This is a genomic window from Nocardia sp. NPDC004722 (assembly GCF_053601505.1).
This window is the reverse complement of the sequence record NZ_JBSGBY010000437.1, coordinates 1-7,215: the sequence shown is the minus strand read 5'-3', so window position 1 is coordinate 7,215 and position 7,215 is coordinate 1. Positions and strand designations below refer to the sequence as shown.

The window sequence follows — 7,215 nt, the reverse complement described above, 5'->3', positions numbered from 1 at the left end:
ATTGTCAGAGGTTCCGTACAAGGTCCCGGATCCTTTCCAGAGCAGCGGTGGAGAGTTCGTCGGTGCCGCCCACCGACACGTGTCCCGCGGACACCAGGTCGCTGACCAGCACTCGCGCCACTCCGATCGGAACCCGCAGGGCGGCACCGATTTCGGCGATGGAGTGCGGGCGCTGGCACAGTCTTACCACCCGTTCGAGCTCGAAGCGCAATGGCGCGGAAAGCGCTGCGGGAGTGGCGCGTACGAGGGTCTCGATGCGCAGGCCGTCGACCACGGGGGTGGTGCGCCCGGATGTCATCATGAACGGTCGCACGACCTGCTCCTCGGCCTCGGCGGATCGCTTCTCCCGCAAGGGATCTCCATCGGCCGCTGCGGCGCCGGACCACCCGGTGGGACGGGTGAGCGCGATCATGCGCTCGTCCGGAAGCCGGTGCGAATCGTTCATCGGCTCAGCGACTCCCGCAACTCGGAGATCAGGGCGGGAGTCAGCAGCGCCCCGGCCCGGTCGGCCAGCACGGCCATCTGATAGCCGACCAGGCCGATATCGGCCGTCATGTCGGCGATCACGCCGATGCAGCTGCCGTTGGCCATGGACGACACCAGCAGGAACCCGCGGCCCATCTCGATCATGATCAGCCGCAGACCGTCGAAATCGTAACTGCGCGAAGCGCTTCGGCCCAGACTGGTGAGTCCGGAGACGATGGCGGCGAGCCGGTCGGCCGCCGAGCGGTCCAGGCCCGCGGACATGGCCATGAGCAGGCCGTCGGAGGAGACCGCGACGGCGTCGCGCACGCCGTCGGTGGTGCGGACGAAGTCGGCCAGCAGCCAGTTGAAGGTGTGCGGATCGGTGTCGGTGTAGTGGGTTGTCACCCGGGGTCCCTCCTATGCTGTCGATCCGGGTACGGGCGGTTCGCCGCCCTGCCCGCGTTGATGCCCGGCCCGGAATCCGGCGAGCATGCTGCGCACCTGGTCTGGTGAACGGTCCGCGGGCCGTTCGGCCGCTGGCGCGTTGCCCGGTGCGGGCACGGTGTTGCTGCCCGGTGTGGACCCTGTGTTGCTGCCCGGTGTGGACTCCGAATTATCGAGAGTCTTCCTGGTGCGCTTGACGAGACCGTTTCGCGTACGTTGCACCTCGGGGACGGCTCCCGAAACCTCGGGCCCGGCGCTCGGTGAGCCCGGCGCGACCGGACGCACCGCATGCCCGTTCACCGGGGCCGGAATCGACTGTGCCGCAATGGTGGCGACCGCCGCGCCGTTGCGCACGGCGGGCTGCGGCGTGGCGGGCCGGGGCGCACCGATCTGGGGGATCGCGAACGATCCGGTCGCGGGGCCGCCGAGCAGCCGCTCCGCCGCGGTGGCATGCGACGGCTCGACCGGGGCGACGGGCCGATTCGGGGCGGGCTCGGGAACGTCGATCGGTTGTGGCGCCCCGGTGGGAGCGGAGGCGCTGAATGCCGCTGCGCCGCTGTCGAAGACGTGGCCGGTACCGAAGACGGTGGCGGTGTCGAACAGCGGGTCGGTGGCCGCCGGCGCCGCGGGGGCGGGTTGGTCGATGCCGCCGGGCACGGAACTGTGCCGTCCGCGCGTCGGCTCGGGCATGGTGTCCGCCACCGTCGGAAGCTGCGCTCCCACGGCGTGTTTGGCGTCCTCGGGCGGCGCGGGCCGTTCGCTGGCCGGATCGCCGAGCAGTTCGGCGGGCAGCAGTATCCGCGCCACCACGCCGCTGGTGGGCGAGACGGTGAGTTCGACCTCCACACCCAGTCGCCGGGCCAGGCGGCCGACGACGTAGTGGCCCAGGAATCGGGTCGGGGCCACCAGGAAGTCGGCCTCGCCCGCCAAACGGGCATTGGCGGTGGCGAGTTGCTCGCGCGGCATGCCGACGCCGTGGTCGACGACGGCGATCATGTACCGCGCCCCGAGTTTCCGTCCGTAGATCTCGACCTCGAGGTCGGGCGGCGAGAACGACAGCCCGTTCTCGATGAGCTCGGCCAGCATGTGCGCGACCTCGCTGACGTGCGCGCCCGCGATGGCGGTCTCGTCCACCCGCCGCAGCACCACGCGGCGGTAGTCGTCCACCTCCGAGAGTCCGGCACGGATGACGTCGGTCAGCGGAATCGGTTTGGACCAGCGCCGCGGACTGGACTCGCCCACCAGCACCAGCAGGCTCTCGGCATTGCGGCGCATGCGGGTGGCCAGATGGTCCAGCTCGAACAGGTTGCCCAGCGCGCTGGGATCGAGCTCCTCGCGCTCGAAATCACTGATCAGCCCGAGTTGGCGGCGCACCAGGTTCTGATTGCGCCGGGCCAGGTTGGCCATGGACTCGGTGGTGTTGCGGCGCAGCCGGGCCTGGGCGGAGGCGAGTTCGTAGGCGGTGGTCTGCACCCGGTCCAGCGCGGTGGCCACGGAAGCGATCTCCGCACCGGCGCTCGCGTCGGCGCGCACCGGCTCCGGCGGGTCCGGGTCGGCGGCCTCGGAGTCCTGCCAGGCGGCGATGAGCTGCGGAAGTCGTTGCCCGGCCACCGCATCGGCCTCCTGCGCGAGGTCGGCCAGCGGCCGCACGATGGCCCGGACGCTGGCCACCACCAGCGCCACCTCGGCGGCGATGGCGAGTGCGGCGGCGAGCACGAACAGCGTCAGGCGCAGTGCGGCGTCGCGGCGCAGATCGTTCGCGCGCGAGGTGATCTCGTCGCCCACACTGCGCTGCACCTTGCGCTGGCCGTCGATGATGGCGCGCAGGTCACGCCACCAGTCGCCGTCGTTCACCGCCTCGGTGAGCGGCCCGCGCTCGGAGGCGATGGCGACGGCTTCCGCGTCGCCCGCGCGCACCGAGGCGTCGGTGCGCATGGCATTGGCGAGCAGGGTGCGCTGGCCGGGTGTGGCGTCGCGTTCGAAGGACGTCACCGCGGCCTGTTTGGCGGCGCGGATGTCGAGGAACTTCACGTACTCGCCGGGCCCGAACCCCCCGGCGGCGAAGACGCCGTTGAGGAATCCGCGTTCCTGTCCGGTGAACTCCTTGACGTCGCCGAGCGCGTAGAGCGTTTCCAGGCCGCGCCACAACTGGCCGTCGGGCGCGCTGTCGAGGCCGGGCCGGGTCTGGTTCAGCGCCGCGATGGCGTTGGTGTAGAAGCTGAACGAGGCCGCGCGGTCGGCGCGTCCGGCGTCCACGTCGGCGCGGTTGGCTGTCACCCCGGAGAACTGCCCGAGCGCGGTCCGCACGAGATCCGCGCCCGGCGGATTGCCGCCCAGCGTCGAATTCAGCTCCTGCAGTGCGCTGTCGGTGGCCATCCGCTGATTGCCCACCGCGGGGCGCGAGGCGGTGTCACCGGCGAGCAGGCCGTTGGTGAGGCCGCGTTCGCGCTGCACCTCGTGCACCAGGTCCTGGACGTCCAGCGCGAGGCGGACGGCGCGGGTGGTGTCGCCGGTCTGGCGGTACCCGGCCACCTCGCGGGCGACGATGACCGTCAGCAGCGCCAGCACCAGCGCCACCGACACGATGAGAATGCGGCGTAGCCGGGCTCGAATGGTGCGCGGTCGCAACAGCTCCAAGGTGGGCGTGAGCTTCGCGTCACCGGAAGGCGACACGGCATCACCGGAGGGCAACACCGCATCACCGGAGGGCAACGCTTTCGCCGGACGCACTTTCACTCCGTCTCCCGTAACTCAGCTGGTGTGCCGACCCGAGCCGCGCACTTGGAGAATGGTCAGCAACGTCGCACAGGGCGAGCGGGTGCCGCAATGTGAAAACGGGTCTGTGTGGTGTGCGGAACTCGCCGTCCGGCGCGCTATTACGAATCTGGTCACAATGTGTGAGAAGCAGATGTGATCTCCGCGTCGCCGGGGAAACAATGGGGTGAACAACGGCTCACCGCTGTTCGACTATCCCGAACAGCTCAATCGCTGGCTGGTCCTGATCAAATGGTGGCTGCTGGCGATTCCGCAGTATCTGATCGTCGCGGCATTCATGGGCGGCGGCCGGAATATGGTGTCGCTGTTGCCGACGCCTCCCTGATGACCGACGTCTATCCGCCGTTCCGGCTGGATCAGGGTGCGAGGGAGCCCGACGCCGCCGCCTCGTAGAGCCGGCGCACCACGTCCTCGATGTCGGGTTCCTCGATGGACAGGTCGCGGACCTCCGCGCGGGCGGAGACGGCCGCGAGCAACTGTGCGGCAGTGGTGATCTCGGTGTCGAAGGCCAGCCGCTGCCGCATGCCCGCGCCCGCGCTGTCGAGCAGTTTGGCCCCGGGCAGGTCCGACAGGTCCGGGGTGGGCTCGGCGAGATCGACGGTCAGCACCCGTTGTGCGCCGACGGTCGCGCCGAGCCCGGTCAGCGAACCGTCGTAGACCAGCCGCCCGTGATCGACGACCAGCACCCGTTCGCACAGCCGCTCGATATCGCCCATGTCGTGCGTGGTGAGCAGCAGGGTGGTGCCGCGCTGGGTGCGCTCGTGGCGCAGGAATTCGCGTAATCGCTGCTTGGACAACACATCCAGGCCGATGGTCGGCTCGTCGAGAATGATCAGTTCGGGTTCGTGCAGCAGCGCCGCGGCGACTTCCGCGCGCATGCGCTGGCCCAGCGAGAGTTGCCGCACGGGGGTGTCGAGGGTGCCGTCCATCTCCAGTCGCCCGACCAGTTCGTCGGTGCGGTCGCGCGCGGTGTGCGGGGGCAGCCGGTGGATGGCCGCCAGGATCGAGAACGATTCGCGCAGTGGCAGATCCCACCACAGCTGTGAGCGCTGCCCGAACACCACGCCGATGCGCCCGGCCAATTCGCGCCGCTGCCGGACCGGGTCCAGGCCGCAGGTGCGCAATCGTCCGGCGGTGGGCACCAGGATGCCGGTGATCATCTTGATGGTGGTGGACTTCCCGGCCCCGTTCGCGCCGATGTACCCGACCGCCGCACCGGGTTCCACCCGGAAGCTCATCGAGTCGACGGCGGTCAGCAGTTCCCGCCGTCGCCGCCAGCGCCCCTCCTTGCGGCTGAGCACGAAAGTCCGTGTCAGGTCCTCGATATCGATGATCGCACCGCTCACCCGCCGCCTCCTTGATAGTGCCGGGTTCCCAGTCGCCACAGGAACAGCGCCGCGCTCCACACCCACAGCGCCGCGATCGGCGCGGCCCAGGCCAGCCAGTTCGGCAGCAGGGCCGGGCCGGGCAGTCCGAGCAGGGCGATGGTGGGCAGATACGAGGTGAAGGCGACCGGAACCAGAAATCCGAAAACGAGTTTCATCGGTGTGGGGAACACCGAGGTCGGCTGCATGGAGGCGTACGACCCGCCGTAGGTGAAGGAATTGGTCAGCTCCGCGCCGTCGATCAGGAAGAACTGTACTCCCGCCGCGCACACGAAAAGTCCCGCGAAGATGAGGATTCCGGACAGCAGGGTGAGCGCGAACAGGATGACGTGCGCGGGCGTCCAGGCAATGTCGTTGCGCGCCAGCCCGAATGACAGCACGGTGGTCGCGACCGCGATGCGCGCCACCCGGCGCAGTTGCAGATCGCTGGTCATCAGTTGCAGCAGTAATGGTTGCGGCCGCAGATAGAAGGCGTCCAATCGGCCCATGCGGATATAGGTGGGCAGCGTGTCGGCGTGCCCCACGACCATGTCGGCGATGGCGAAACTGGTATTGCTGAGCCCGAACAGCAGCAGCATGCCGTCGAGATCGAGTCCGCCCAGGCGCGGCACATTGTGGAAGATCACCCACATTTCACCGAATTCCACCACCCCGATCAGGAAGGCGCTCAGCAGATCCGTGGCGAAGGACAGCGGATAGGCGCGCTGGGCGCGCAGCCGCGAACCCAGCACGGCGCGGTAGGGCGTGAGCCGGGAGGGGAGCGTCTCAACCACCCTGCACCTCCAGCTTGCGGCGTCCGGCGCGGAGTAGCAGCTGGCCCACCCCCACCAGTATCACCAACCAGAAGCACTGCACGACAACGAGTTCCAGGGCATCGAACCCGGTGGTCCGGGCCGAGAGCACGTCGATGGGCCATTGCAGCATGGACGGGAAGGGGGTGGCGTAGGCGATGACGCGCAGCCAGGTCGGAAACAGGTGCAGCGGCGCGAACAATCCGGCCAGGAAGGTGCCCAGGATCATGTGCAGCGCACGCAGTCCGCGGGTTTCGATGAGCCAGAATCCGGCCAGGCTGACCGCGAACATGGACAGGAACGACAGGGTCATGGCCAGCAGCAGGCTGAATCCGCCCAGCAGGTAGGGGCCCGCGGTGGTGGGGAAGGCGAGGCCGAAGGTGACCACGCCGACCAGGATGCTGGGCACCGCGCGGGCCAGCAGGGTGCAGGCGGCCCGTCCCAGATATTCGGCCAGGTGCGCGAATTGGATGTCGATGGGCCGCAGGAAGTCGATGACCACGTCGCCGGTGTGGATGCGTTCGACGATGTCGGGCACGATCCAGAAGGCGATGGCCCCCAGCAGCCCTTGCGAGAGCCAGATGTAGGCCCCGATGGTGCCGCGGTCGTAGCCGCCGAAGCCGTGGTTGGCGTGCACGGCCGCGCCGAGTACCGCGGCCCGGACGAAGCCGAACACCAGGTTGGTGAACAGACCGGCCAGCATGGCGAGCCGGTAGTGCGATTGTCTGCGGAACCCTGCCTTGACCAGCTGCCAGTAGACCCCCACGTCGCTGCGCACAAGAGGTTGACGCTACGGGCAAAGGCGGTGTCGGGGGCCGGGTTCGGTCAAAACGCTGCGAGGTCTGGCGGGATTTGTCGAAAATGGTCATGTTTCACACTGGGGTTTGGTAGAAACATCAGCGTTTCACTTTGTTGCGACGCGAGGACCCTGCTGATGACCATTGCCGAATCGACCGTTTTCGAGGCGCTCGAGTCCAATGTGCGTGGCTACTGCCGTTCCTGGCCGACCGTCTTCGACACCGCGCGCGGCGCCTGGCTGACCGACGAGAACGGCAAGGACTACCTCGACTTCTTCGCGGGCGCGGGCACGCTGAACTACGGGCACAACAACCCGGTGCTCAAGCAGTCGCTGCTGGACTACCTGATCGGCGACGGCATCACCCACGGCCTGGACATGTCCACCGTCGCCAAACGCCGTCTGCTGGAAACGATTCGCGAACTGGTGCTCACCCCGCGCGGACTCGACTACAAGGTGCAGTTCCCCGGCCCGACCGGAGCCAACGCGGTCGAGGCCGCACTCAAGCTGGCGCGCAAGGTCACCGGCCGCACCGGCATCCTGAACTTCACCAACGCCT

7 protein-coding genes and 1 pseudogene are annotated in these 7,215 nt (G+C 68.7%); 2 read left to right on the top strand and 6 right to left on the bottom strand.

Translation table 11 applies throughout. The features are described 5' to 3' along the window. Window positions 1-4: 4 nt before the first annotated feature. The 3 genes from ACWELQ_RS32420 to ACWELQ_RS32410 are packed head-to-tail and all read right to left on the bottom strand — an operon-like array spanning window position 5 to window position 3,639. A complete protein-coding gene (locus ACWELQ_RS32420) occupies window positions 5-445 on the bottom strand; it encodes a DUF742 domain-containing protein (RefSeq protein WP_452400842.1) in 441 nt (146 codons plus the stop codon). Further along, complete coding sequence (locus tag ACWELQ_RS32415; RefSeq protein ID WP_452400841.1) at window positions 442-870, bottom strand: roadblock/LC7 domain-containing protein; 429 nt, start codon at window positions 868-870, stop codon at window positions 442-444. Before ACWELQ_RS32415 ends, ACWELQ_RS32420 begins: the two co-directional genes overlap by 4 nt. A gap of 12 nt (window positions 871-882) precedes the next feature. Then, window positions 883-3,639, bottom strand: coding sequence for a nitrate- and nitrite sensing domain-containing protein (locus ACWELQ_RS32410; RefSeq protein WP_452400840.1), 2,757 nt, complete (start codon window positions 3,637-3,639; stop codon window positions 883-885). A 235-nt stretch (window positions 3,640-3,874) separates the two neighbouring features. Here ACWELQ_RS32410 and ACWELQ_RS32405 point away from each other — a divergent pair. Next, window positions 3,875-4,077 (top strand): annotated as a pseudogene (locus ACWELQ_RS32405) (DUF4389 domain-containing protein); the annotation flags it as partial. On the opposite strand, the gene ACWELQ_RS32400 reads toward ACWELQ_RS32405, so the two are convergent. From ACWELQ_RS32400 to ACWELQ_RS32390, 3 genes are read right to left on the bottom strand one after another with little or no spacing between them, the layout of a single operon-like run. Next, on the bottom strand, window positions 4,041-5,030 hold the full coding sequence (locus ACWELQ_RS32400; protein WP_452400839.1) for an ABC transporter ATP-binding protein: 990 nt from the start codon (window positions 5,028-5,030) through the stop codon (window positions 4,041-4,043). The pseudogene ACWELQ_RS32405 and the gene ACWELQ_RS32400 sit on opposite strands and share 37 nt — an antisense overlap. Next, window positions 5,027-5,842, bottom strand: a complete 816-nt coding sequence (locus tag ACWELQ_RS32395; RefSeq protein WP_452400838.1) for an ABC transporter permease — start codon at window positions 5,840-5,842, stop codon at window positions 5,027-5,029. The genes ACWELQ_RS32400 and ACWELQ_RS32395 overlap by 4 nt, the downstream gene beginning before the upstream one ends. Continuing rightward, the gene (locus ACWELQ_RS32390) at window positions 5,835-6,638 is read right to left on the bottom strand and encodes an ABC transporter permease (RefSeq protein WP_452400837.1); all 804 of its coding nucleotides are present in this window, start codon (window positions 6,636-6,638) and stop codon (window positions 5,835-5,837) included. The genes ACWELQ_RS32395 and ACWELQ_RS32390 overlap by 8 nt, the downstream gene beginning before the upstream one ends. A 156-nt stretch (window positions 6,639-6,794) precedes the next feature. On the opposite strand from ACWELQ_RS32390, the gene ACWELQ_RS32385 reads away from it, so the two are divergent. Then, window positions 6,795-7,215: aminotransferase class III-fold pyridoxal phosphate-dependent enzyme (locus ACWELQ_RS32385; protein WP_452400836.1), on the top strand; the 421-nt coding region annotated here is incomplete at its 3' end.

Excerpts from the sequence above, each read along its gene's own strand:
- ACWELQ_RS32420 (WP_452400842.1), bottom strand. The coding sequence starts at position 445 with ATGAACGATTCGCACCGGCTTCCGGACGAGCGCATGATCGCGCTCACC.